At 35.2% G+C, this 24,545-nt stretch carries 24 protein-coding genes and 1 pseudogene; 5 read left to right on the forward strand and 20 right to left on the reverse strand.

The genetic code is table 11. The features are described 5' to 3' along the window. Positions 1-120 precede the first annotated feature (120 nt). The 13 genes and pseudogenes from pflA to ACQVV1_RS23110 all read right to left on the reverse strand — a co-directional run bounded on the left by pflA (position 121) and on the right by ACQVV1_RS23110 (position 13,892). Positions 121-852 carry a pyruvate formate-lyase-activating protein gene (gene pflA / locus ACQVV1_RS23050; protein WP_242256173.1) on the reverse strand — a complete coding sequence of 244 codons (732 nt, stop codon included), beginning with the start codon at positions 850-852 and terminating at the stop codon, positions 121-123. A gap of 68 nt (positions 853-920) precedes the next feature. Continuing rightward, the gene (gene pflB, locus ACQVV1_RS23055; protein WP_063221681.1) at positions 921-3,170 is read right to left on the reverse strand and encodes a formate C-acetyltransferase; all 2,250 of its coding nucleotides are present in this window, start codon (positions 3,168-3,170) and stop codon (positions 921-923) included. A gap of 152 nt (positions 3,171-3,322) precedes the next feature. Then, positions 3,323-3,542: pseudogene (locus tag ACQVV1_RS23060) on the reverse strand (hypothetical protein). Continuing rightward, positions 3,511-5,055: a glycosyltransferase family 2 protein gene (locus tag ACQVV1_RS23065; RefSeq protein WP_431169586.1), complete on the reverse strand. Its 1,545-nt coding sequence runs from the start codon at positions 5,053-5,055 to the stop codon at positions 3,511-3,513. The pseudogene ACQVV1_RS23060 and the gene ACQVV1_RS23065 overlap by 32 nt, the downstream one beginning before the upstream one ends. Then, positions 5,048-6,013, reverse strand: coding sequence for a UDP-N-acetyl-alpha-D-glucosaminuronate decarboxylase (locus tag ACQVV1_RS23070; RefSeq protein ID WP_242256175.1), 966 nt, complete (start codon positions 6,011-6,013; stop codon positions 5,048-5,050). The genes ACQVV1_RS23065 and ACQVV1_RS23070 overlap by 8 nt, the downstream gene beginning before the upstream one ends. Then, a complete protein-coding gene (locus tag ACQVV1_RS23075; protein WP_242256176.1) occupies positions 6,010-7,254 on the reverse strand; it encodes a nucleotide sugar dehydrogenase in 1,245 nt (414 codons plus the stop codon). Before ACQVV1_RS23075 ends, ACQVV1_RS23070 begins: the two co-directional genes overlap by 4 nt. Further along, positions 7,244-8,824, reverse strand: coding sequence for a glycosyltransferase family 2 protein (locus ACQVV1_RS23080; RefSeq protein WP_242256178.1), 1,581 nt, complete (start codon positions 8,822-8,824; stop codon positions 7,244-7,246). Before ACQVV1_RS23080 ends, ACQVV1_RS23075 begins: the two co-directional genes overlap by 11 nt. Beyond that, positions 8,805-8,999: an LSm family protein gene (locus ACQVV1_RS23085; RefSeq protein WP_000899473.1), complete on the reverse strand. Its 195-nt coding sequence runs from the start codon at positions 8,997-8,999 to the stop codon at positions 8,805-8,807. The genes ACQVV1_RS23080 and ACQVV1_RS23085 overlap by 20 nt, the downstream gene beginning before the upstream one ends. Before the next feature lie 16 nt (positions 9,000-9,015). Next, the gene (locus ACQVV1_RS23090) at positions 9,016-9,417 is read right to left on the reverse strand and encodes an LSm family protein (protein ID WP_063221676.1); all 402 of its coding nucleotides are present in this window, start codon (positions 9,415-9,417) and stop codon (positions 9,016-9,018) included. A gap of 166 nt (positions 9,418-9,583) precedes the next feature. Beyond that, a complete protein-coding gene (locus ACQVV1_RS23095) occupies positions 9,584-10,399 on the reverse strand; it encodes a hypothetical protein (RefSeq protein WP_063221675.1) in 816 nt (271 codons plus the stop codon). A 238-nt stretch (positions 10,400-10,637) separates the two neighbouring features. Beyond that, positions 10,638-11,879: a serine hydrolase domain-containing protein gene (locus tag ACQVV1_RS23100; protein ID WP_242256180.1), complete on the reverse strand. Its 1,242-nt coding sequence runs from the start codon at positions 11,877-11,879 to the stop codon at positions 10,638-10,640. Positions 11,880-12,134: 255 nt separating this feature from the next. After that, on the reverse strand, positions 12,135-13,637 hold the full coding sequence (nagE, locus tag ACQVV1_RS23105; protein WP_242256182.1) for an N-acetylglucosamine-specific PTS transporter subunit IIBC: 1,503 nt from the start codon (positions 13,635-13,637) through the stop codon (positions 12,135-12,137). A 141-nt stretch (positions 13,638-13,778) separates the two neighbouring features. Then, positions 13,779-13,892, reverse strand: a complete 114-nt coding sequence (locus ACQVV1_RS23110; RefSeq protein ID WP_080468325.1) for a transcriptional regulator — start codon at positions 13,890-13,892, stop codon at positions 13,779-13,781. A gap of 69 nt (positions 13,893-13,961) precedes the next feature. Between ACQVV1_RS23110 and glsA the strand changes: the two genes are divergently transcribed. Together glsA and ACQVV1_RS23120 are read left to right on the forward strand one after the other, a co-directional pair. Further along, positions 13,962-14,891, forward strand: a complete 930-nt coding sequence (gene glsA, locus ACQVV1_RS23115) for a glutaminase A (RefSeq protein WP_063221674.1) — start codon at positions 13,962-13,964, stop codon at positions 14,889-14,891. A 175-nt stretch (positions 14,892-15,066) separates the two neighbouring features. Then, positions 15,067-15,408, forward strand: a complete 342-nt coding sequence (locus tag ACQVV1_RS23120) for a DUF3969 family protein (protein ID WP_000766603.1) — start codon at positions 15,067-15,069, stop codon at positions 15,406-15,408. Positions 15,409-15,430: 22 nt separating this feature from the next. On the opposite strand, the gene ACQVV1_RS23125 is transcribed toward ACQVV1_RS23120, so the two are convergent. After that, positions 15,431-15,589: a hypothetical protein gene (locus ACQVV1_RS23125; protein ID WP_000532409.1), complete on the reverse strand. Its 159-nt coding sequence runs from the start codon at positions 15,587-15,589 to the stop codon at positions 15,431-15,433. A gap of 114 nt (positions 15,590-15,703) precedes the next feature. Beyond that, on the reverse strand, positions 15,704-16,315 hold the full coding sequence (gene ytaF / locus ACQVV1_RS23130) for a sporulation membrane protein YtaF (protein WP_431169566.1): 612 nt from the start codon (positions 16,313-16,315) through the stop codon (positions 15,704-15,706). Positions 16,316-16,444: 129 nt separating this feature from the next. Between ytaF and ACQVV1_RS23135 the strand changes: the two genes are divergently transcribed. After that, positions 16,445-17,098, forward strand: coding sequence for a helix-turn-helix domain-containing protein (locus tag ACQVV1_RS23135; protein ID WP_061685937.1), 654 nt, complete (start codon positions 16,445-16,447; stop codon positions 17,096-17,098). A 99-nt stretch (positions 17,099-17,197) separates the two neighbouring features. Here ACQVV1_RS23135 and ACQVV1_RS23140 read toward each other — a convergent pair whose 3' ends face one another. The 3 genes from ACQVV1_RS23140 to ACQVV1_RS23150 form a co-directional block, all read right to left on the reverse strand. Continuing rightward, a complete protein-coding gene (locus tag ACQVV1_RS23140; protein ID WP_309259662.1) occupies positions 17,198-18,472 on the reverse strand; it encodes an acetylornithine deacetylase in 1,275 nt (424 codons plus the stop codon). 107 nt (positions 18,473-18,579) lie between these two features. After that, a complete protein-coding gene (locus ACQVV1_RS23145) occupies positions 18,580-20,001 on the reverse strand; it encodes an amino acid permease (protein WP_431169567.1) in 1,422 nt (473 codons plus the stop codon). Positions 20,002-20,106: 105 nt separating this feature from the next. Beyond that, positions 20,107-20,361, reverse strand: a complete 255-nt coding sequence (locus ACQVV1_RS23150) for a biotin/lipoyl attachment domain-containing protein (RefSeq protein ID WP_242256192.1) — start codon at positions 20,359-20,361, stop codon at positions 20,107-20,109. A gap of 274 nt (positions 20,362-20,635) precedes the next feature. Between ACQVV1_RS23150 and ACQVV1_RS23155 the strand changes: the two genes are divergently transcribed. Together ACQVV1_RS23155 and ACQVV1_RS23160 are read left to right on the forward strand one after the other, a co-directional pair. Beyond that, a complete protein-coding gene (locus ACQVV1_RS23155) occupies positions 20,636-22,039 on the forward strand; it encodes a sigma-54 interaction domain-containing protein (RefSeq protein ID WP_431169568.1) in 1,404 nt (467 codons plus the stop codon). Positions 22,040-22,118: 79 nt separating this feature from the next. Then, positions 22,119-22,316, forward strand: coding sequence for a hypothetical protein (locus tag ACQVV1_RS23160; RefSeq protein ID WP_063221668.1), 198 nt, complete (start codon positions 22,119-22,121; stop codon positions 22,314-22,316). 52 nt (positions 22,317-22,368) lie between these two features. On the opposite strand, the gene truA is transcribed toward ACQVV1_RS23160, so the two are convergent. Both truA and rlmD read right to left on the reverse strand, forming a co-directional pair. Then, positions 22,369-23,106 (reverse strand): tRNA pseudouridine(38-40) synthase TruA, encoded by a 738-nt coding sequence (gene truA / locus ACQVV1_RS23165; RefSeq protein WP_431169569.1) that lies wholly within the window; start codon positions 23,104-23,106, stop codon positions 22,369-22,371. Between the two features lie 56 nt (positions 23,107-23,162). Beyond that, positions 23,163-24,542: a 23S rRNA (uracil(1939)-C(5))-methyltransferase RlmD gene (rlmD, locus tag ACQVV1_RS23170; RefSeq protein ID WP_046199050.1), complete on the reverse strand. Its 1,380-nt coding sequence runs from the start codon at positions 24,540-24,542 to the stop codon at positions 23,163-23,165. Positions 24,543-24,545 lie beyond the last annotated feature (3 nt).

A 24,545-nucleotide genomic window follows, 5' to 3' on the forward strand; every position in this document is an offset into this window, starting at 1 on the left:
TAAATTTCTCCACTTATTCCTTACAAAAATATGGATATTCTATTTTCAGTATACTCTTTTCTATATATATACTCTAGGGTTTATTGTCAAGAAAGCAAAAAGCCTAATCCAATATTTGGATTAGACTGCTTGTAAAATATGTCTTGCTTGTTCTACATTTTTTTCAGTAGGCGGTTCTACATTCGCGAGTGGATACTTATGCCCAAGTGCTTCCCATTTATATACACCAAGCTTATGGTATGGTAGCACTTCAACTTTCTGAACATTAGACAGGCTTTGAATAAAGCTAGATAATTTTTGTAGATCCTCTTCATTATCAGTAATACCAGGAACTAATACGTGTCGTACCCAAATCGGTTTATTTTTATCTGATAAATAACGAGCAAATTGTAAAATATGTTCATTTGGTTTTCCTGTTAATTTACGATGTTTCTTTGAATCAATATGTTTCAAATCCAATAAAACTAAATCTGTGTAATTCATTAAAATATCTAGCTTATTTTGGAATTCTGGTTCTTCAGAATAACAACCACCCGAAGAATCAATTGTTGTATGAATTCCAACTTCTTTACATTTCTTAAATAACTCAATTAAGAAATCTAGCTGTAATAATGGTTCCCCACCACTAACTGTTATACCGCCTCCGGAAGCTTCAATAAAAGGAAGGTAACATGTCACATCCTGCATTACTTCTTCGACTGTTATTTCTTTTCCTTTACCGATCTCCCACGTATCAGCATTATGACAATATTGACAACGTAATAAACACCCTTGTGTAAATATGACATAACGAATTCCTGGGCCATCAACAGTACCACAAGACTCTACAGAATGAATTCTTCCTTTTACCATTTTACTTCCTCCTTTATTGAAACAGCCTCCCTCTGCTATTTATAAAATGCAGAGGGACACTTTTTCACTTACATGCTTTCATGCATTGTACGGTTAATTACATCAATTTGTTGTTCACGAGTTAATTTAATAAAGTTTACAGCGTAACCAGATACGCGAATTGTTAATTGTGGATATTTCTCAGGGTGTTCCATTGCATCCATTAATGTTTCACGGTTAAATACGTTAATATTTAAGTGATGGCCTTCTTTTACTGCATAACCATCAAGCATTGATACTAAGTTACGTACTTGTACATCATCTTCTTTACCAAGTGCTTTTGGAATAATAGAGAATGTATTAGAAATACCATCTTGTGCATCTTCATATGGTAATTTAGCTACAGATAATAATGAAGCTAATGCACCTTTTGTATCACGTCCATGCATAGGATTCGCACCTGGTGCAAATGGTTCTCCAGTACGGCGACCATCTGGAGTGTTACCAGTTTTCTTACCATATACAACGTTAGATGTGATTGTTAAGATTGACATTGTATGAACAGAATTTCTATATGTTTTATGTTTACGAAGTTTATTCATAAATGTTTTCACCAGATTTACAGCGATTTCATCTACACGGTCATCATTGTTACCGTATTTAGGGAAATCTCCTTCGATTTCAAAGTCAACTGCAATTCCATTTTCATCACGAATTGGTTTTACTTTTGCGTGTTTAATTGCACTTAAAGAGTCTGCTACTACAGATAGACCCGCGATACCTGTTGCCATTGTACGCAGAACATTTGTATCATGAAGTGCCATTTCAATACGCTCATAGCTATATTTATCGTGCATGTAGTGAATAACATTTAATGTGTTTAAATATAGACCCGCTAACCATTCCATTGTCATATCAAACTTATGCATAACTTCTTCATAATCTAATACTTCAGAAGTAATCGGTGCGTACTCAGGACCAACTTGTGCTTTAGATTTTTCATCTTTACCGCCGTTAATCGCATATAATAATGCTTTTGCTAAGTTTGCACGTGCGCCGAAGAACTGCATTTGTTTACCGATTCTCATTGCAGATACACAACAAGCAATTCCGTAATCATCGCCGTAGTCAGCACGCATAATATCATCATTTTCATATTGAATTGCTGATGTTTTAATAGACATTTTCGCACAGTAGTTTTTAAAGTTCTGTGGTAATTGTTTAGACCAAAGAACTGTTAAGTTTGGTTCTGGAGCTGGTCCTAAATTATCTAATGTATGCAAGAAACGGAATGAGTTCTTTGTTACTAATGGACGACCATCTAATGCCATACCACCGATAGACTCTGTTACCCAAGTTGGGTCACCAGAGAATAATTCATTATAATCAGGTGTTCTTGCAAATTTCACAAGACGTAATTTCATAATGAAGTGATCCACAATTTCTTGTACGTCTTCTTCTGTTAAAGTACCATTTGCTAAATCTCTTTCAATATAAATATCTAAGAATGTAGAAGTACGTCCAAGACTCATTGCAGCTCCGTTTTGCTCTTTAATTGCTGCAAGATATGCGAAGTATAACCATTGAAATGCTTCTTGTGCAGTTGTTGCTGGCTTAGAAATATCAAAGCCATGAGAAGCAGCCATTTGTTTTAATTCTTGAAGTGCACGCATTTGCTCAGATAACTCTTCACGTAAACGCATTGTATCTTCGCTCATTACACCGCCAGTTAAATCTAAATCAGCTTTTTTCGCTTCAATTAAATGATCAATACCATATAACGCTACGCGGCGGTAGTCACCGATAATACGTCCACGTCCGTATGCATCTGGAAGACCAGTAATAACGCCTGATTTACGTGCATTTCTCATTTCTGGTGTGTATGCATCGAATACACCTTGGTTATGAGTTTTTCTCCAATCTCTAAAAATACGACTAAGTTCTTTATCCATTTCGTATCCATAAGATTCACAAGCTTGTTCCGCCATACGAATACCACCATATGGTTGTAAAGAACGTTTAAATGGTTTTTCAGTTTGGAAACCGACTACTTTTTCAATATCTTTATTTAAATATCCTGGTTCATGTGATGTGATAGAAGAAACAATTTTTGTATCCATATCAAGAACGCCACCGTTTTCACGTTCTTTTGTTGTTAAATCCATTACTTGATCCCAAAGTTGTTTCGTTGCTTCAGTTGCCCCCGCTAAGAAAGATTCATCTCCTTCGAAAACGTTTACATTATTTAAAATGAAATCGCGAACATCAATCTCTGCTTTCCATTTTTCACCTTTAAAGTTTTCCCATGCGTTTTTAACATTTTCTAATACTTGAGTCATCCTAATCTCCTCCATTTTTGATTAGTACAGGACTAAGATTTTTTATATAACAGCTTACACACTTAGAATACTACTTTTTGGTGAAAGTGAACGAAATAGTTGTGACATGTTTGTGAAATATTGAGCAAACTACTATATGTATAGTGTTAACTTCATTTGAAAGTCTTTAAAATTAACCCTTTCCTTAATTGTATTTTTTTGGTATTCTTATATACGAGTCCTATTTTGTAATATAAGAACAATACCCATTGTAGAGCTGTAATACTCTTATCTCCTAATCTGTTATAGTTTTTATAACAGAGCAAAAAAGTGTACATATGTTGTACACTTTTTTTGTTACCTATAAAATATCCCTTTTTCTATTTCCATCATGGAATCCCCCACGACTGCCTGTTAATACAATTAATTGCTCTAACCCTTCTATATGATCACCAATAATTCGGAGTACAGCTGGCGGATGACCTATTTTTGCAAAATGTTCACTGGGACGAATACGGTTCATCTTATCGACCTCAACACGACTTACACATGCAACTTCAAATCCTGAAAGAATAGCTTTCACTTGGGCTACACACGGTGCCAGTAAAGACCGATACCCAATTCCTTTCAAACATTTCTGGCTAAACGCATTAGGCACAGCAATAAGAGAGCCTACGCCTAAATCTTTTCTATCACAAGCTAAATTTAATGCGTATTTAAATGCAGTTACAAGATGAAGCGGTACTCTTAAATCTAAATAATGATTTAGATCATTTAATGCGACATCCATTCCATCTGCAATAGCTTTGGCAAAAGGATATAGCTCATTCGCTGGAATAACAAAATCGCCGTCTATAAATAACACAATTTCTCCTTTTGCAAAATACGTTCCAAGTGAGCGCCCCACATCATTTCCGAGCGCTTCTTTATATACAATTGTCGTTGCTCCCTTGTCTTTTGCAATCGTTGCAGTCTTATCAGACGAACCATTTACTACAACGATGATTTCAAAAGGTTCAATTTTGCGAAGCTCTTCTATAACGTTTCCAATTGTTTTCTCTTCATCTTGTACAGGAATAATGACCGATAATTGCTTTTCTTTATACAACTTAGATGTAACGCCCCACCCTTGATAAAAATCTTCAAAATCTAAAGTATGATAAACACTTTCTCTTTTCCTATTTCCATCATGATATCCTCCGCGCCCATCGCTGTCTACTATTTGCTCTGCTACAGCTTCTATATGATCACCTATCATTCGTTTTTCGGATTGAGAAAGGCTTGTGCCGTATGCAGCATGCTCGGTCGGCCGGAATTTATTCGGCGTAATAACATCAATTGCGCAATGACGACTAATTCTCCATTCGCTTTGTACTAGGCGTAAATGAGCTACAATAGGATTAACAAAACATTCATATCCAATGCTTTGTACAACTTCTTTCGTTAACGCATGCGGTACAGCTAATAAAGAATCAACTTTTAATTCTTCGCGCTCTAATATTGCATTTAATATTTGGCGCCATACTGTAATAGAATTAGGTTTTTGCCTTTTTAAAAATACTGCGTCCAAATTATTTAAAACTACATCTGCCTGATTGTATAAAATCGGATTAAGAAATAACTGTAATTTTGAAGTTTGAATAGCAAAATCACTATCTATAAATAGTAGTACATCACCTATAGCTTCTTTGACACCAGCTGCACGTCCAACATCATTTCCAAGCTTCTCTGTATACCGCAGTACTTTACATCCTAAATGCTCAGCAACTGTTTCTGTACCATCAGTACAACCATTTGCTACTACAATAATCTCTAATGGATTTAATCCTTTTACCGATTGAATAACGTCTGAAATCGTATCGATTTCATTACATGCAGGAATAATAACAGATAATGACTTAGCCATTGTCTTCTTCACGAAACCACTTAATTGTTTCCTTCAATCCGTTTTCCCACGTTACTTTCGCCTGAAATTGAACAAGCTCTTTTAATTTTGTTACGTCTGGTCTTCTATTTGGAATTTCTTCAAAACCATGTGGATATACTTCTTCAAAAGGTACTTGTACAATCTTTGAAGAAGAATCCGTTAATTTTTTAATGACCTCTGCTACTTCTTTTATACTTTTTTCATTCTCAGAACCTATATTAATAATCTCACCATTTACCTTTTCATCCATAGCTCGAATCGTTGCCTCTACCGCATCACTTACATACGTAAAGCAACGTGTCTGCTTTCCATCTCCATATACGAGAATGTCTTCACCTTGCAGGGCCGCACTAATAAATCGCGGGATTACCCCTGCATATGGACCATCTTTCGCTCTTGGACCATAAATATTAAAATAACGAACAATCGTTACAGGTAAACCTTCTAATGCGTATCCTAAACATAATGTTTCTTCTAATGTTTTACACACTGCATAACTCCAACGTATTTTAGAAGTTGCCCCGTATAATCGATCCCCCTCTTCAGAAAAGGGTGGCTTTGCCTTACCATATACTTCTGAAGTAGAAGCAAAGACTACTTTCTTCTTTCCTTTTAGCGCTGCTTGTAAAATGTTTCTCGTTCCATCAAAATTCGTTTCAACGAGCTCTATACTCTTTTCCATTGTCGTTTTCACACCTAAAATTGCTGCTAAATGAAACACGACATCATGTTGGTTTACTAGTTCATAAATAGAATTTTTGTCTAAGACACTTATTGGAATAACCCGAATTTCTTTCATTAACTCATCATGATATTTATTTTTCCCTTTATAGAAGTTATCCACAATCGTGACATTATAACCTCTTCTCACCAACTCTTCACCTAAATGGGATCCAATAAATCCTGCTCCCCCTGTAATTAAACATTTCTTACTCATTTACTCACCTTCTTTACAATCCCACGCGTATCTACTACTCGCTTTATTCCTTTAAAAAGCTTCCAATCGATATTAGAATGATCCGTTAAAATTAAAATACAACCCGCTTGGTTAACGGCTTGTTCATTCAAAGAAACAGATTGGTACACCTTATCTCCAAGTTTTGCCGAAGATATATATGGATCGTGATATTCTATCTCGTATCCTTCTTTTATTAACAATTCAATAATTGGCAACGCTGGTGATTCTCTTAAGTCATTTACATCTTTCTTATATGCAATCCCTACAATTAAAACCGTTGTAGGTGGTTGCACCACATCTTTTACTTTCTTGACCATTCTCTCTGGCATTTCTTCATTAATTACATGCGCTGCTTCAATTAATTGACTCATTGCACCATTCTTTTTTATTCTCCATTGAAAATATAAAGGGTCTACTGGAATACAGTGTCCTCCTATCCCTGGACCTGGCCAATATGGAGTAAATCCAAATGGTTTTGTAGATGCCGCTTCAAGTGCCTCATAAAAATCAATTCCTAAACTTTCACATAATGTGTTTAGTTCATTGACTAATGAAATATTAACTAGGCGCTGAATGTTTTCGAATAGCTTACACATCTCCGCTACTTTCGGTGAACTAACTGGAACAACTACATCAAAAATAGTGCTATACAAAGCCTGTACTTTTTGTTTACACTTTTCTGTTTGTCCACTAATAACTTTTGGAATAGATTGAACTGAATATTGACTATTTGCTGGATCAATTCTCTCAGGGGAATATCCGATATAGAAATCTTCTCCTGCCTTTTTACCTGTTTGAGAAATAATAGGAATGATAACTTCCTCGAGTGTACCTGGATATGTGGAGCTTTCAAAAATGAAGGTTTGTCCTTTTTGAAGGTTTTGTTGTATATAATGTGAAGCTGAAATGAGAGCACTTAAGTCTGGTTCTCTTTGTTCATTAATTGGAGTCGGGACAGTGACAATAACATAATCACTATTTTGAAAATCAGCAATACCTTGATCCGGTGTATTTACTATTAATTTTTTTTTCGTCAATAAACTTTGTAACTCTTTAGAAGAAACATCCGGAATATAACTTTCTCCTTTTATAATTGATTCTATTTTTCTAGTATCTTTATCTAATCCAAGTACAGTATGGCCCCTTTCTGCAAGATGGACCGCTAAAGGAAGACCAACATACCCTAATCCAATGATAGCTACTTTACGACTAGTATTCATTTGTATTCTCTTCTTCCCTTCTCAATTGTTGAATTATTTCTCTATCTCTATCTCCATCTGTAAAACCTCCGCGTTCGTCTGTATATTGTAATAAATACGCAATCGCCTCAAGTTGGTCACCGAAAATACGGTCAAATGCTGAAATGCGCCCATTTACAAATTCATGTTGCTCTGGACGTACTCGATTTGTTTTTATAACATCTACAAACTCAACGGTTGTAATAGAGAATCCTTCTAAAATAGCTTTCATTTGTGCTAATGGCGGAATGATAAGAGAGTCATATCCTATTTTCTCTATTACCTTCTTATGGATGGCATGTGGTACTGCTGTTAGTGAGTTATTCCATAAATCTGGTCGTTTCGCTACCAAATTCACAAAGTATTTTCCCATACTAATTGGATCTGCTGGATGAAATATATCTAATAAACACTGCAAATCATTTAATGCCATATCACTTCCATCTTCAATAGCACGCAAAAATGGAACTAGTTTTTTTGCCGGAATAGCAAAATCTCCATCAACGAATAAACAAATCTCTGCTGTAGCATGCATGGCACCTATCGCTCGTGCTACATTGTGTCCAAGCGCCTTCGTAACTTCAACAACAATAACATTCTCTAGCTCTACTTGTTTAATAGTCTCCATATCTGCTCCATTCGCAACAATAATAATTTCATCTACTCCTGCTTTTTTTACTTCTTGTATAACAGATCTTATAGTCATTTTTTCTTCTGACACTGGTATAATCGCACTATATTTCGCTTTTTCCTTCTTTAATACAGCTGGTTTATATTGCCCTATAAACTCTCTATCTCTATTTCCCTCCGAAAAACCACCGCGTTTACCATATGTTTCGGTTATATATTGCAAAGCACGTAAATGATCCCCCATAATACGACTAGTCGCTTTCGGATAAGGAGAATCAGGTGATGTGCCCGTATGAACAGGACGAACTTTATTTGTGTATATTACATCAACTGAAGCCATATCTGAAATATCTACTCCTCTAGACATCGCCATCGCTTGAAATAATGCTGGATCTGCTAAATTCCACCACCCCAGTTTTTCAATCACTTCACGACTGATTGCATGTGGTATTGCAATTAAAGACCCTACAACAAATTCTTTCTTGTTCAAATAACGATTTAACATATATTTTCCAACCGTCGTATAATGTGGTCGCATTTTTAAATAAACAGACCATGTTAAGTTATTCAAAACAATTTGATGTCCTTGCTGTATTCCTTTAATAAAAGCGTATAATTCTTCACTTTTCATGACGATATCACCGTCTAAAAATAAGACAATTTCACCTTTTGCTTCTCTAGCGCCAATTGCCCGTCCCACATCATTACCAAGAGAATGATTATAATACACCACACGGCAATGATGTTGTAATGCTATTTCTTTTGTCCCATCGGTCGACCCATTATCTACTATGATAATTTCATATGGTTCTAACTTTTTTACTTCTGCTAAAACCTTTGATAAGGTACTTGCTTCATTATGCACTGGAATAACAACTGATACTTTCATACTTTTATCACTCTTACCCTTCCAAGCGAACATAGGCAATAACAGGAATACGTACAATTACATCTTCCGGTGGTCCATAGGAAGGAGAAGTACGAACGCTTACTGCTCCATCTGTCACAGATAAAAGCACCCCTGCAACGATTTCAACAGCAGTCACCACTTGCACCAGCTCGCCAACATGGTTACGCAATTCATCAGTAAATAACATATATAAGTCTCCTTTCTTACGCTTCTTTAATTGATACAATACTTGCAAACGGTAATAAAACTTCTGTCCCTATTCCTTCTTGTAGTATTAAGAAATCATCACCAACTGCTACAATAACACCGGTTAACTGTCCAACTGTCACTGTAATTTCTACGTTTTTACCCAAATACTGCTCTGCAATTTCTTTAAAAGGCGATGTATTACATTCTTTTAATATGTTGCAAATAATAGATTGAAATCTACTTGATTCAATAAATTCTTCCGTAGCTTGCTTAGAGTTTCTTTGAATAAATCTCGCGAAGTTTTGTGAAAATAAAAGTCTTTCCACAGCAGGCAATAACTTATTATCTAAAAAATAATCTAATTGCCTATTAAACAATCTCGATAACCTTTTCCAATACTTACCGAACAGACACATACACTTCTCCTCCTATTATTTTTAAATTATAAAAATACATCCATACATCTTAATGTATACAAAACAAACCTTTTTGTGATAGGTAAGACATACATTTTTCAACAAAACAATATGTTCTAATCACACAAAAAAGATAGATGGTATCCCATCTATCTTTATAAATATTTTAATTTTTAATTGTAATTATGGCAGAGATACTATAATAAACCGCTCGTGGTAATTCTGCTTGTTCACTTATAGAAGCTGTAACAAGTGAACCACCACTTGCCGAGAAATACTTAACAGCTTCTAACGGAATACCATCTTCTTTCACATCAATATGCGTCCCATCTCGCCAATCTATTTTCTGCATTGTTGCTGAAAGGTCCCCAGTCACTTTACCAACTTCTTTACCATCCCCCCCTAAAAAGATCCATTCCCACTTTGTTAAACTTAGTACTTGTTTCAACTCTCCAATTTTCTTTCCATCTACATTAGAAAAAATATAGAAATTACGTACTCCCATCTTCTTTTGAACACGCAACAACCTTTCTCCCGAGTGATTATATAAATAAAATTGTTGCTTATGTAGTCCCTTAAAAAGAAAAGAAAGTACAGCTTGCCATATACGTTGAATAACAAAATCATACTCTTCTTTTAAAAAACCTACTGTATTTCCATCCAATCCAAAGTACGTTATTACTTGAAATACCCCTACCTCTTTGCGAACAACAAATTTTTGCTGATCAAATAATTCAGAAGTCTCCATATTATAATTTTCCTGTTTAAGCATTTTTGCTCTTCGTTTTTCCATAAAGCTATATATTAATAATCCAAATGCTGGTATTACAACACCTATTAATTTTAGATTTTCTTTCTCCGAAGTGAATAGCATCCCTTTTTTATATTCCATCACTAATACAATTGCGACGATAATCCATACAATGACAGATACAAAGAAAATTCGTTTCGCATTACGTGCGTGATGCTTATGTATACTCATATCCCTCCCCCTTTTCCATTTATCCCGCAGTAACGGGCAGTAAGACCCACACTTCAAAATTCGGCGAAAGCAAAGAAGTTAGGTGGGTGATCGACTGCCCGTAAAAGCCCGATTGGTTCAACTAATAATCAGTGGGGGATGAAGAAAACCCCCACTGATTATTAGTTGAACTTTATTTCATTATCCCATTGCACATACACTTCCTCCATAAAAAAAGACTATCCAAAAGGATAGCCTCTTACACTTCAATATTTCGCAACATCGTATAAATGTCGTTATTCACTTTACCAAACGATTTAATGTTATTTTGAATGTTAGATAATAAAACGACATACACACTTCCGTTTTTACTAAATCCATTTAAGCAATTCCATCCTGGCATTACACCGTGATTTGAATAACTGCCCGGGTCTACATACCAACCAAATCCGTAATCTTTTTTTCCGCCTGTAAACATTTGATCATAGCTCTCTTTTGAAATTAACTTTCCAGAGAAGAGTGCTTCATTAAATAAATATAAATCATGTGCACTTGTATATATATCACCACAACCATATAGTTGTGACATACTTGGAATATTAGGTGTTGTCATATTGTTATTTACTATTTTATAACCTGTTGATGGGAACCTTGTTTGCTCTAACGCTTTACCGAAACCAGAATGTTTCATACCAGCAGTAGCAAAAATATGTTGTTTAATATACTCTTCTAACGGTTGTCCACTTACCTTCTCAGCGATGTAGGCAAGTATCGAATAGTTCGAATCGGAATATTTCCATTTCTCTCCTGGACTCCCAACACGCTTTTGCTTTCCTATTCGTTTTATCAATTCTTCATGAGAAATATCCTCTGTTCCCTGCTCATACTCTGGAATTCCTGATGTATGTGTTAGTAAATGTTTTAACTGAATACCATTACCTTGAGGGAAATCTGGAATATACTTTGCAACCGTATCCTCTACGTTTAATTTATTTTGATCTTTTAATTGCATAATAGCAGTCGCTACAAAAGCCTTTGAAATAGAACCAATATAAAAAGTTGTCTCTGAATTATTCGGTACTTGTTTCTCTTTGTTCGCCATACCATATCCTTTATTCAAAAGAACTTTTCCGTTCTTCACAATAACAGCTGTTCCACTAAATCCTGCGTTTTGTAAATATTGATCTAATTGAGCGTTTTCATTAATTTCTTGAGGTGGTCCCTCAGCAGGCTTTTCCACAGCTTGTGCTTGCTTCACCTGTTCTTCCTGCTCTTTTTGTTTTTGTGCTTCTTGCTTCTTTTTTTCTTCTTTCTTTTTTAGCTCTTCTTGTTTCTTCATTTCTGCTGCTGCTTTTAAAGTTTCTTCTTTCTTATTATGCACAACAATTTTTGTATACATGAAATATACAAGTGAAAATAGTAAGACGAGAATGATTGTTCTTTTTATGTATACAATCGGCCGACGTGATTTCCCATTCGCATTATTTTTTTCGTGATCCATGATTGCTTTTTTCCCCTTATTCACCAATAATTCACTTCCTCTACTAAAGATTTATTTTAGTAGATTTTGGATAATCTATTCTATAACATCACTACTTTATCACGCACTGAACATATTACCAACCTATATGTACAAAAAAAGAAAAAGAAAATTTACAAAAGTAAGATTCCCCTTAAATTTTTAACATAAAAAAAGAGGATACCCTCTAAAAAACTGATATTATCAATCTTTTCGGATATCCTCTTATCTAATTATTTATACGTGTTTTTTCATATCATCGGCAACAGATTCAACATTTGTACCTACGATAACTTGGACACTCGTGTTACTTAATTTCATAACACCTTTTGCACCAGCACGTTTTAATGCTGCTTCGTTTACTTGACCAGCATCTTTCACTTGTAAGCGTAGACGTGTTGCACAGTTATCAATAACTGTTAAGTTTTCTTTTCCACCTAAAGCTGCTACGTAAGTTTCACCAATTGAACCTGCAACTGGCACATCATCCTCTTCAGCTAACTCATCGTCATCTTCACGACCAGGAGTTTTCAAGTCAAACTTCTTAATTAAGAAGTAGAATACTACAAAGTAAATTACTGCGTAAATTAAACCGATTCCCGCTAGCAATACTGGTTTTGTTGCAATACCAAAATTTAAGAAGTAATCAATTGCACCGGCACTAAATGTGAAACCATCGTGAATGCCAAGTGCTGTTGTTACAAATAAAGAAATACCTGTTAACACGGCATGAATACCATATAATACTGGTGATAAGAACATGAATGAGAATTCAATTGGTTCTGTAATACCAGTTAAGAATGAAGTTAATGCTAGACCACCTAACATACCTGTAACCATTTTACGTTTTTCTGGTTTAGCAGCTGCAATCATTGCGAAACATGCTGCTGGTAAACCGAACATCATAACTGGGAAGAAACCAGTCATAAACATACCTGCTGTTTTATCTCCTGCAAGGAAGCGAGCAATATCACCATTTACAACATTACCTGCTGCATTTGTAAAGTCACCAAATACGAACCAGAAGTATGTGTTCATTACATGGTGTAAACCAATTGGAATTAATAGACGGTTTAATAAACCAAATAGACCTGAACCAACTGCACCTAAATTAACAATTCCATGAGCTAATGCATCAATGCCATTTTGAATTGCTGGCCAAATTTGTGCGAATAAAATTCCTAATATTAGCATCACAACCGATGTAACAATCGGAACGAAACGTTTTCCAGCAAAGAAACCCAACCATTCTGGAAGTTTAATCTTATGGAATTTATTATAAAGGAATCCTGCTATAACACCGACAATAATACCACCTAAAACTTTCATATCCACTTTAGTCGATAATTCGGCGGCCTTAGATACTTGTGTCATTGTATCTGCCAGCTTAGATGGATCTACATTTGCGCTATTGCCTATTAAATCTTGAACTTTACCTAATTTATCTTGTAATTCTACAGTAGAATATCCCTTACTAAGTGCATCAATACTGTTTTTCATAACCAGATAACCAATTGCACCTGCAAGACCTGCTGCACCACTACCATCAACTGAAAGACCGATTGCAATACCAATTGCAAAAATAAGTGCTAAATTATCAAAAACCGCTGCGCCGGCCTGTGCCATAACAGGAATATCAAATACATCCGGTTGCCCTAAACGAAGCAATAATCCTGCTGCTGGTAGTACGGCGATTGGAAGCATTAACGCTTTACCAATACGTTGTAAAAACTGCAACATTTTAATTCCCCCTATCAAATTTATGAAATCGTTATCATTATAAGTACGCTTTAGAAAACGCTTTCTATTTACATAACCATAATAACATATAGTTGTATAGATGTGTAGTTTTTATTTTTGAATTTTTTATGGATAAATCTCCTATTTCCAAACTGTTATATAAAAGGAAAATTCTCCTTTTGGAATACAGAATACTTGAAACGAAAGACCCACTATAGAACATGCAACTTTCGTTTTATCATTCCACTTTTTCATGTTATTATTTATTTCCGAGCATATCGGGAAAAGTAAACTTAGTTAATTCGAAATAGGAGCGTTGGTACTATGCAGTGCATTGAAACAAACAACTTACAACAGTTGTTAGAACAAGTAAAACCATATACGAAAAAAGGAAAGCTTGCTACTTATATCCCCGAACTAGGAAATGCAAATCCAGATGATTTAGGGATTGCCATTTTCCATAAAGAAACAGAATACATTCATGCTGGCAACTCACAAACACTATTTACTCTTCAAAGTATTTCAAAAGTAATTACACTTGCGCTTGCCCTTTTAGATCGTGGTGAAGAATATGTATTTTCTAAAGTTGGAATGGAACCAACTGGTGATCCATTTAATTCTATTATTAAGTTAGAAACGACAAGCCCTTCTAAACCACTTAATCCAATGATTAATGCAGGGGCACTAGCTATTACAAGCATGTTAACAGGAAAAGATAATGAAGAAAAGATGGAGCGCATCCTTCATTTTGTACGTGAAATAACAGATAATCCTACTATTAATTATTCTTCTAAAGTTGCCAATTCAGAATTAGAGACAGCTTACTTAAACCGTTCACTTTGTTACTATATGAAACAAAACGGAATTATCGATTGTGACATCGAAGAACTGATGGATTTATACACTCGTCAATGTGCAGTTGAAGTAAACTGTATCGATTTAGCACGTATCGGTTTAATTTTTGCGATGGATGGATATGACCCATACAAGAAAAAACAAATTATCCCTAAGCATATTACAAAGATTTGTAAAACATTTATGGTTACATGCGGTATGTATAACGAGTCTGGTGAATTTGCGATTCGTGTTGGTATCCCCGCAAAAAGCGGTGTAGCTGGTGGCATTTTCGGCTGCGTAAAAGGAGAAATGGGAATTGGTATTTTCGGACCAGCTTTAGATGCAAACGGAAATAGTATCGCTGGTTTTAAAATTCTTGAACTTCTTTCTGCTCAAGAAGGTTGGAGCATTTTTTAATCACGAGTTATCCTGCTATACTAGCAGGATTTTTTCATTTCATAAAAACCTCAACTTTATCAGCTATCAATCTCCTTACAAAAACCATACTGAAAGTTTCTCTATATCATGCATATTTGCTCCCCCCTCCTGAATAATATAGTACAACCTAGCGCTACATGTGGAGGTGTGAAAGATGAAACTAATATTTCAAATGGGAAAACAACCTGTTCTTGAGAAAACAATTCTTCTTTTTATATTGAGTATTGTAGAAAGCTTAAAGCTAAAAGTTGTTTCACTCGATGAAGCTCACCGATACATATTCAATTTAGAAGTACTTGAACTATTAATGGATCGGAATATCGATGATCAAGTACTTGAACTTATTCATTTCGGAATGGGACTTGAAGACATTCATCATGTGCTTCCTGAAGAACTTGAACATACGATCGAAGAATTAAAATGGCTTTGCATCCAAGTATTAAGCGAGTACAGTATGCATGAAGAATCGGAACAATTAATTGAGGATATACGCTAAAAAAGCACCTATATAGGTGCTTTTAATGTTTTTTCAAACTATTTTTATACGCCTCAATATTTACTGGTAACTCTTCCTCTTCCAAAGTATGTTCATTTACATCTTTATGAATGAACGCACCTTTAGGTGGTTGATGATCATGCCCTTTTTTCTTATGATCAAATGCTTTCCCGCGTCCCATACAAATCCCCCTTTCTTAAAAGAAATCCGTATTAGTATGGAGAAAAGTACGTCGATATATGCAATCCCTTGCTGTATTTCCAAGGAAATACTCGAACCTTGTTTTCTACTCTCCTTACAACAACTGATCGATCCCAATAAGAATTAATAACACACCTGCAATAAACGTCGCCCATTTCCCTAAGTATTCTGCTAAAAATCGTTTCCCTACATATGCAAAGCCACTAATACAAATAAAACTAAACACCCCAGAAATAGTTGCTGTAAGCCACAGATTCAAGTTTGTTACCCCAGCATCAAACCCACCTGCAATATTATTAATAGACAACGCAATTCCTAAAACAATTGCTTCTGAAAAACTAATTGTTTTCGAACCATCAAAATCTGCTTTTTCTGGATTACGTAAAATTCCCATAAGTACATTACCATCTTTAGAGCCTCCGGTATTTCTTTTCCCCAAAAAAGGCTGACATAAAATAAACACACCGATTATCCCTAAAATGATTGCTCCAATCAAGTTTGCAGTAAACTCTGAAATAAATAACGCAATCCAGTTCCCAAAAAAGCCAGCTAATAAAGTAAATAAAAAACCAAAAAATGCGATGATAAAATTGTTGAACCACGAAATTCGGATTTTACGAATGCCATATGCAATCCCAACACCTGCATTATCTAAATTAGAAGCAATCCCGATTAAAAAAATTGAAAATAGACCTGCCGTACTCATAAACAGCCACCCCTTTTTCTCACTTTTCAATGCATCTTATGAAAATTTTGAGCAACTGTGCCTGTCTGTTTCATATACATGTAATAAATACTCAACATTTTTTCAACAATAAAAAGGAGTGCCTTCACTATGCCTAAAGAAAATCCAAATGAGCGGCTTAGTAAATTAATAAAAAAACTTTTAAAAGAACGTGCCTTATCTATGCGCCAACTAGGAATGCTTACAAATATCGATCCCGCAACAATCTCAAGAATTATGAATGGTAAACAACCGCCAAAGCAAAAACATCTACAAAAATTCGCAGAATGTCTGCAAGTTCCACCCCAATTATTATTTGATGAAATGTATCCGGATTTCCCTCACATTAATAAAGAAAAGACGGATATGTATACATCTCTTGATACAATTCAGCAAACTCTGCAATCCTCTAACTTATTCGATTTCGACTACACAACAACTCGCGTGAAACAAGAACTTGAAAACTATGAACGTTATGCTCAAACAGCTGAAGGTGAAAAACGGATTCATGAAAGTTTTGCAAGCAAATTAGAACAAATTGATAGTGCTGGTCCTTTCATTGAACAATTAACGGATATGTATCAACAATTTTGCAATGCAACTATTCCGAAAGAAGAGCGTGCAGTTCTTGGGGGCGCATTACTGTATTTCATTTTATCGACAGATATTATTCCCGACTATCTCTTTCCAATTGGCTATTTAGATGATGCAATTGCTGTTGAATTAGCAAAAGAGAAATTAATCGAATTAAAACGAAAGACATAGAAAAATAACGAACTATTTCAGTTGTTTCTATTCAACTCTGAAATAGTTCACTAAAAAATCGTACAAGTATACATACCTGTACGATTTCAACATACTAATCTATTTTTTTGTATGACACCATTCATATATAAATGCTGTTATTACTTTTGTAAATTCAATTAACTGTTCTACTTCAACTTTCTCATTTATTGAATGAGCTTCTTCTAATGTACCTGGTCCGTAAATAACAGCTGGAATACGAAATTCACTAAACCACCCACCATCCGTTACCGTTGCCGACATATCTAAAATTGCATTTTTAAAGAGAATTGATTCGTGTACTGAGCTAAGCGTTTTTACAGCTGCATGTTCACTATCTACTTCTAAAGAAGGGAAAATTTCGCCCCGATCTACAATCATTGATTCTCCACCCCACTTAAATTGTGGTGGATGTTCACTTAACCATGGATCAGCAGCCGCTACTTTTCCAATATACGCTTCAATTTCTTGTGCGATTTGTTCATGCGTTTCATTTGGGTAAAAATGTACGGTTATCCACAAACGGCACTCATCCGCAATAAATGCTGCATGTCTTCCGCCCTCAATAACAGCTGGATTAATTGTTGTTGTTCCATATGGATAGCCTTCATATGTTTTCATAACTGCCCAGTGACGCTCTAATTCTTGTAAACTTTGCACAATTTTCATCATTTTTTCAATCGCACTCGCTCCGAATAAACGCCCTCCAGCATGGATCATTTGCCTGCGTGTTGCATCATGAAATGTTTGGGGGCTTTTCACAGTAATCCATCCAGTAATTACACCGCCCTGCCCTTGCATATGTAAATCACTCGTATCCACTACGACTGCAAAATCAGCATCATAACCTCTTTTACAGCATTGAAGTGTTCCTGCCTCTCCAACTTCTTCCCCAATTACGGATTGAAAGATTAAATCTCCAGGTAATTCAATGCCAGCTTCTTGTAAAAGCTGAATGGCAAATAGTGCTCCAGCCAATCCCCCTTTCATATCTGCCGCACCACGTCCAACTAACCAACCATCTTTTATAAATGGCTCAAATGGATTCGTTTCCCACGCCTCATCTGCTGTCACTTCAGCTACATCCATATGCCCATTAATAATAAGACTTTTATGTGTGTCACTTTCTATCCCTTTTTTCACCCCAACAACGTTTGGATCATTCGGATATACATCCCATTTATCAACACTAAAATTTCGTTTTCTTAGAAAATCTGCAACAAATTCTTGCGCCTCCTTTGTGTTTCTCGCCGGCGGTGCTGGTGTTTCAAAACGAATTAAAGTTTTTGTAAGCTCTAGTAACTCATCTTTTCGTAAATCAATCTGTTCTAATAGCTGTGAAACTTCTTGATTCATCGCTAATTCCCCTTTGCATACATAGTATGTTTCCAGCTTTATTTTCACAAAAAAAGAGACTGTTTACAATTTTACAGTCTCTTTTTTTGCATTAGTTTCTAATATATTTATAAACTTTCTACTTCTGTTGTATCTACTTTTTCAACATGTTCCATTTTGCTTCCCTTATTTTTTGTCGCACGGTAAAACAGTAAGCAAACAATCATAAATGGAATTCCACAATATAACGCCATTCTTTGTTCTGGAATAAAGGCCATACCAACAATTACTGTTACATTTAATACTAATGCAAGCAGTGGTATGAATGGATACAGCGGTGTTTTAAATTTCAAATCCTTCACATCCCCGCCCTGCTTTATGTATGACCTTCTAGCTAATAAGTTAGATAGAGCAATAGATGCCCAAACTAATATCGCTCCAAATCCTGCAATTGAAAGCAACCATAAATAAACTGTATCTTCCGCATAAATACCTGATAGTAGTGAGAGACACCCTACAAATGTACTTACAATTAATGCGTAAATAGGAACACCATTTTTAGATAACTTACCAAAAATCGGACTAATCATTCCTTGATTAGACATAGACCATAGCATACGGGAAGTTGCATATAATCCTGAATTCGCAACAGATAGAACCGCTGTAATAATAACAAAATTAATAATATCAGCTGCATAAGGAATACCAATTTTATCAAATACAACTACGAATGGACTCTCTATTACTCCTGCTTGCTGCCAAGGGAATAATCCCGCAAGAATGAAAATAGATAATACAAAGAACACAAGTATACGCCAAACTGTATTATTAATTGCCTTCGGGATTGTTTTCTCTGGATTTTCACTCTCACCTGCTGCAATACCGACTAGTTCTGTTCCTTGGAAGGAAAAATTAACAGCAATCATCGTAATTAAAATAGCTGATAATCCATTTGGGAACAATCCACCATAATCAGTAAAGCTAGAAAACATTGGTGCTGGGTCATTTCCTTTCATATCTAAAAAACCAAACATTGCTGCCCCGCCCAAAATAATAAATGCAATGATTGTAATTACTTTAATACTTGCAAACCAGAATTCAACTTCTGCAAAACTTTTTGAAGATAACGCATTGATAGCAAAGAGGAGTACCGCAAACACTACACACCAAATCCATGACGATACATCAGGAAACCATCGTTTCATTAAAATACTAACTGCAATCAGTTCAATACCTATCGTAGCAGACCAGTTTAGCCACGACATCCATCCCACTACATAACCCGCTGCAGGGGAAATGTGCTTTGTGGCATACGTTTGATAAGATCCTGCGTCAGGCATCGCAACAGCTAACTCTCCGAGACAGAGCATTGTTAAATACATAACAAATCCTCCGACAAGATATGCTACAATCGCTCCTCCAGGTCCAGCTTCATGAATTGTATACCCAGATCCTAAAAAAAGACCGGTACCAATAACTCCTCCAAGTGCAATCATAAATATGTGCCTGCTTTTCAATTCTCTTTTTAATCCTTGGTTTTGATTCATCATATAAATCCCCCCTTTTCACTTTGTAAACCCATTAAATGTAAGCGTTTTTAAAATCATTCATAATGAAAATAATTATTAAAAAGAGCAAAATACATAGCACTTATATTAATCACTACCTGTTATTAAAAGATCATCCCTCACTGTTATTAATAACTTTTGATCAGCGATAGCTTGTCCTTCTACTACTTCTAATGATTCGATATACCCACTGATTCCTACCTTAATTTCTATTTTCTGTTTATCTATTGTTTCAATTAACGCTAATTTCTCCCACTCGTATACGTAAGAACTTTCCGCAACAAATAACTTCTCTACTTTCCCGTAACAAGGACTATACACGCCTTCTATAACCGTCTTCACTTTATAAACTCCTCCTTCTTATTAATTGGTACTGAAATGTTGCATATCCCTCCTTTAAAGATTTCAACTATTATTTATGCAAAAAGCGTACCAATCTCCAATTCCTATTTAAAATGAGAGTTCCTCACAAAAAAATCTTCATAACCGCAAAATTTTTCTAACATTTAAGAAGTTTTAAAAAGAAAATAGCAAAAAAATTTTGCGATTTTATAAGAATTTTAATAAAATTATAAAAAGTCAGTCTTCATAGGGTGAAATGAGGAGAAGATAATCTATGCGTACAGAAGACATTAATTTTAAACAGATCATTGAAATGAATATGCTATATGAAACTTTACTCAATGAACTCGATATCGGGATTCATATTATTAATGAGGAAAGTAAAACGATTATCTATAACCGCAAAATGATGGAAATTGAATCAATGGAGCGCTCAGATGTGCTATATAAAAGTCCTTTAGAAGTATTCGCATTTGAAGAAAATAAAAATAGTACTCTTATAGAAGCATTAAAATTAGGAAAAACAAACAAAAATATAAAACAAACGTATTTTAACAATAAAGGGCAAGAAATTACGACGATTAACGATACTTTCCCTATAATAGAAAATGGAAAAATTAAAGGCGCTATTGAAATTTCAAAAGAGATGAATAACTTAAAGCAAACAATAAAAACGGACTCTTCTCGAAAACAAAACACTAAATTTACCTTTGATCACATAATTGGTGATTCTGAAGCCATTCAATCAACCATTACGGAAGGAAAAAGGGTAATTCGTACATCCTCCTCCATACTTCTCGTAGGAGAAACAGGAACTGGAAAAGAACTATTTGCACAAAGTATCCATAATGAAAGTCAACGTTCAACAAAACCGTTCATTTCACAAAACTGTGCCGCTATTCCTGATACGCTAATGGAAAGCTTATTATTTGGTACGAACCGAGGTGCATTTACAGGAGCTATCGATAAAGCTGGTTTATTTGAAGAAGCAAACGGAGGAACTTTGTTATTAGATGAGATCAATTCGTTAAGTCCAGCACTTCAAGCGAAGTTACTGCGAGCTATACAAGAAAAAACAATACGAAGAATCGGAGGCACACAAGAAAAAGAAATTGATGTTCGTATTATAGCAACTATTAATGAAGACCCTCTTGAAGCTATTACATACAATCGATTACGGGAAGACTTATATTACCGATTAAGCGTCGTTACTTTATGTCTCCCGCCTTTACGTGAACGAAAAGAAGATATTCCCGCTCTTGTTCAACACTTTATCGAAAAGTACAACATTCAATTTGGACTCGCCGTAACGGATGTAGATGTACATGTAAGAGAATTCTTGTATGCATATGAATGGCCTGGAAATGTACGAGAATTGGAACATATCATTGAAGGTTCAATGAATTTAGTTGAAGATGAACATATCATTACAGCATTTCATCTTCCCACCCGCTTTCGCGAACGAATAAAAACAGAATTCAATATGCAACCTCTCCTAACTAATAACGATACTGATACGCCGAAAACGTTAAAGCACACAATAGAAGAAATGGAAAAGAACTACATCAATCAAATTCTTAAAGAGTATCACGGTAATATTTCACAAGCTGCAAAGTTTTTAGGATTAAGTAGGCAAAACTTACAATATCGAATTAAAAAACTGCATTTACACATATGAAATGAATGTTTCTCCAAGTGCTAAAAATGGAAAAATATGTTACAATAAACATATAACATACTAGAAAGGAACGATATATATGAGTAATGATAACAAATTAAAGTTATTACAATACTTAGCCTTCTTCCCTACCATTGTATGTATGATGTTACTCATTGATATGAATGCCTATCCTTATGCGAAGCTATTCGCAGCAATTAGCGGCTCTTTTGCAGCTATTATGCTTGCTGCTTTTTGGAATTTGAAGATACGTATGAAGAGAGAGAAATCTTCTTAATTGTAAAGTATAAAAAAATCGAGCCTACACAGCTCGATTTTTTTACTGATTATTAAAATTCAACATTCTCCAAATACAAACCACTCGCCTCAGCAAGGCAATTAATTTGATTACGTTGTTTCGCCTCTAGAATTTGCGGAATTGCTTCTGCATCTAATTGTCCTAATCCAACTTCAATTAATGCTCCAACAATTTTTCGTACCATGTTATGAAGGAATCCGTTGCCACTTACTCTAATTTGTACAAATCCTGCCTCTTCCATCACTTCAAGTGAATATACTTCTCGAACCATAGACTTTTTCTTTGATTTCGCATTTGAAAAAGCAGTAAAGTCATGTGAACCAACTAAATGTTTCGCAGCTTCTTTCATGCTTTTCACATTTAATTTTTTATTCACATGCATGCTGTATTTACGCATAAATGGATTCGTATGCTCTTCATTCCAAATTTTATAAAGATATGTTTTTGCTTTAGAATTGTAACGAGCGTGGAATCGATCTTGTACTTCTTCTACATCCGTAATGCTAATATCATTGGGTAAATATTGATTTAAATATTTTTTCACTTTATGTTCCACTAACTTCTCATCACTTTGAAAGTTAGCAACTTGATTCAAAGCATGTACACCAGCGTCTGTTCTACTACAACCGATAATTTCAATTTCTTTTCCGACCATTTCAGATATGACACTTTCGATTTTCCCTTGAATCGTATTATCGTTATTACCAAGGCGTTGCCAGCCTTTAAAACGTGCACCATCGTACTGAATCGTTAATTTATAATTGTTCATCTTATCCTCCTTCACAGAAAATATTCCCTCATATTATGAGGGAATATGAATAAACTTTACTTTCTAACAAGCTTCACTACATTTTCTACATGAGCTGTATGCGGGAACATATCAACTGGTTGCACATACTCCACTTCATAACTCTTCATTAATGCTTGTACATCACGTGCTAATGAAGAAGGATTACAAGATACGTAAACAACTTGTTTCGGCTTCACTTTTAAAATTGTTTCCAATAATTTATCATCGCAACCTGTACGAGGTGGATCGACAACAATTACATCTGGACGCCATCCTTCTTTTACCCATTTCGGTAACCATTGTTCAGCTTTACCGGCTTCATATTTCGTATTTGTAAACCCGTGACGCTTCGCATTTTTTCTTGCGTCTGCAATTGCTTCTGGAATGACATCCATACCGCGAACTTCCGCTGCATCATTTGCAAGCCAAAGACCGATTGTACCAACACCACAATACGCATCTACAATTTTCTCATTGCCTGTTAAAGCAGCTGCTTTTTTCGCTTCATTGTATAAAACAACCGTTTGTTCTGGATTCAACTGGAAGAATGCACGTGCTGATAATTCAAATGACAAATCACCCAGTGTTTCTTGAATTACTTCTTTTCCAGCTAATTTAAATGTTTTATCACCGAAAATAACAGATGTTTTACGCCAATTCACGTTTTGCATAATTGATTTAACAGCTGGCATCTGTTTTTGTACTTCTGCGATAAACTGCTCTTTATTTGGTAATTCTTCTTTTGTTGTAATAAGTGTAACTTGTACTTCCCCTGTTTGAACTGCAGTACGTGTCACAATTGTGCGTACTAAACCTTTTTGTTTTTTCTCATTGTAAATAGAAACATTTAATTTTTCTAAAATACGTCTTACAACTTTTGTCGCTTCATTCGTTGCTTTATGTTGAATCATACAATGAGCAATATCAATTAACTGATGTGAGTTTTGCTTATACAGCCCTGTAATAACCTTTTCGTCTTTACGTCCTACTTGTAATTGACTCTTATTACGATAATGCCATGGATTTTCCATGCCAAGTGTTGGACGAATCTTCTCTTCCAAACTGTTGTTCATATACTTCTCAAACGCTTGTACAACGATATCACGTTTTTGATTTAATTGTTCTTTATAATCTAAATGTTGTAGCTGACAGCCACCACATTCTTCATATACTGGACATGGTGCTTTCACACGATGTGGTGAAGCTTTACGAACTTTTTTCACTTTCGCTTCAGCGAAGCCACGCTGAATTTTCGTTGTTTCAGCAACAACTTCTTCTCCTGGTAATGCCCCTGGAATGAAAACAACTTGTCTCTTAAAATAACCAACGCCTTCTCCATTAATCCCAAGACGTTTAATTGTCACAGGAAATGTTTGACCAACTTCCAACTTACTCTCATGTTGTTTTTGTATCATTAT

The sequence above is a fragment of the Bacillus basilensis genome (genome assembly GCF_050630465.1).
In the GTDB taxonomy this organism is placed as follows: Bacteria; Bacillota; Bacilli; order Bacillales; family Bacillaceae_G; genus Bacillus_A; species Bacillus_A basilensis.

What these genes read in the sequence shown, in the direction of transcription:
- ACQVV1_RS23155 (WP_431169568.1), top strand. Translation starts at nt 20,636, where the DNA reads ATGCGTACAGAAGACATTAATTTTAAACAGATCATTGAAATGAATATG.
- ACQVV1_RS23065 (WP_431169586.1), bottom strand. Translation starts at nt 5,055, where the DNA reads ATGGCTAAGTCATTATCTGTTATTATTCCTGCATGTAATGAAATCGAT.
- ACQVV1_RS23070 (WP_242256175.1), bottom strand. Translation starts at nt 6,013, where the DNA reads ATGAGTAAGAAATGTTTAATTACAGGGGGAGCAGGATTTATTGGATCC.
- ACQVV1_RS23120 (WP_000766603.1), top strand. Translation starts at nt 15,067, where the DNA reads ATGAAACTAATATTTCAAATGGGAAAACAACCTGTTCTTGAGAAAACA.
- truA (WP_431169569.1), bottom strand. Translation starts at nt 23,106, where the DNA reads ATGAACAATTATAAATTAACGATTCAGTACGATGGTGCACGTTTTAAA.
- rlmD (WP_046199050.1), bottom strand. Translation starts at nt 24,542, where the DNA reads ATGATACAAAAACAACATGAGAGTAAGTTGGAAGTTGGTCAAACATTT.
- nagE (WP_242256182.1), bottom strand. Translation starts at nt 13,637, where the DNA reads ATGTTGCAGTTTTTACAACGTATTGGTAAAGCGTTAATGCTTCCAATC.
- ytaF (WP_431169566.1), bottom strand. Translation starts at nt 16,315, where the DNA reads ATGAGTACGGCAGGTCTATTTTCAATTTTTTTAATCGGGATTGCTTCT.
- ACQVV1_RS23100 (WP_242256180.1), bottom strand. Translation starts at nt 11,879, where the DNA reads ATGGATCACGAAAAAAATAATGCGAATGGGAAATCACGTCGGCCGATT.
- pflB (WP_063221681.1), bottom strand. Translation starts at nt 3,170, where the DNA reads ATGACTCAAGTATTAGAAAATGTTAAAAACGCATGGGAAAACTTTAAA.
- ACQVV1_RS23160 (WP_063221668.1), top strand. Translation starts at nt 22,119, where the DNA reads ATGAGTAATGATAACAAATTAAAGTTATTACAATACTTAGCCTTCTTC.
- ACQVV1_RS23080 (WP_242256178.1), bottom strand. Translation starts at nt 8,824, where the DNA reads ATGTTCGCTTGGAAGGGTAAGAGTGATAAAAGTATGAAAGTATCAGTT.
- ACQVV1_RS23085 (WP_000899473.1), bottom strand. Translation starts at nt 8,999, where the DNA reads ATGTTATTTACTGATGAATTGCGTAACCATGTTGGCGAGCTGGTGCAA.
- ACQVV1_RS23095 (WP_063221675.1), bottom strand. Translation starts at nt 10,399, where the DNA reads ATGAGTATACATAAGCATCACGCACGTAATGCGAAACGAATTTTCTTT.
- ACQVV1_RS23145 (WP_431169567.1), bottom strand. Translation starts at nt 20,001, where the DNA reads ATGATGAATCAAAACCAAGGATTAAAAAGAGAATTGAAAAGCAGGCAC.
- ACQVV1_RS23140 (WP_309259662.1), bottom strand. Translation starts at nt 18,472, where the DNA reads ATGAATCAAGAAGTTTCACAGCTATTAGAACAGATTGATTTACGAAAA.
- ACQVV1_RS23075 (WP_242256176.1), bottom strand. Translation starts at nt 7,254, where the DNA reads ATGAATACTAGTCGTAAAGTAGCTATCATTGGATTAGGGTATGTTGGT.
- ACQVV1_RS23090 (WP_063221676.1), bottom strand. Translation starts at nt 9,417, where the DNA reads ATGTGTCTGTTCGGTAAGTATTGGAAAAGGTTATCGAGATTGTTTAAT.
- glsA (WP_063221674.1), top strand. Translation starts at nt 13,962, where the DNA reads ATGCAGTGCATTGAAACAAACAACTTACAACAGTTGTTAGAACAAGTA.
- pflA (WP_242256173.1), bottom strand. Translation starts at nt 852, where the DNA reads ATGGTAAAAGGAAGAATTCATTCTGTAGAGTCTTGTGGTACTGTTGAT.
- ACQVV1_RS23110 (WP_080468325.1), bottom strand. Translation starts at nt 13,892, where the DNA reads ATGAAAAAGTGGAATGATAAAACGAAAGTTGCATGTTCTATAGTGGGT.
- ACQVV1_RS23135 (WP_061685937.1), top strand. Translation starts at nt 16,445, where the DNA reads ATGCCTAAAGAAAATCCAAATGAGCGGCTTAGTAAATTAATAAAAAAA.
- ACQVV1_RS23125 (WP_000532409.1), bottom strand. Translation starts at nt 15,589, where the DNA reads ATGGGACGCGGGAAAGCATTTGATCATAAGAAAAAAGGGCATGATCAT.